The sequence below is a fragment of the Xanthomonas bonasiae genome (assembly GCF_017163705.1).
GTDB classification, from domain to species: Bacteria; Pseudomonadota; Gammaproteobacteria; order Xanthomonadales; family Xanthomonadaceae; genus Xanthomonas_A; species Xanthomonas_A bonasiae.
On the sequence record NZ_JAFIWB010000078.1, the window covers coordinates 1 to 275 of the forward strand.

1 protein-coding gene is annotated in these 275 nt (G+C 68.0%); it reads left to right on the forward strand.

Annotated features, from left to right (window positions below; genetic code table 11):
• A partial coding sequence (locus tag JR064_RS22970) for an AMP-binding protein (protein ID WP_206231254.1) occupies positions 1-275 on the forward strand: 275 nt, incomplete at both ends.

The following is a 275-nucleotide window of genomic DNA, read 5'->3' on the forward strand; positions in this document are numbered from 1 at the left end:
CCGATCGATCCGGCGTATCCGCCGGATCGGATCGCCTATCTGCTGGAGGATGCGCGGGTGGTGGCGGCCATCACCACGCTGCCGCTGTCGGCCTCGTTGCCGGCGCAGGTGCCGCAGTGGATGCTTGAGACCATCGCGCCTGCATTGCAGCCCGGCCACGATGTCGCGGCGAGCGCGGTCGCCGGCGACCAACTGGCCTATCTGATTTACACCTCCGGGTCCACCGGCAAGCCGAAGGGCGTGGCGATCACCCATCGCAACGCAGTGGCGTTGCT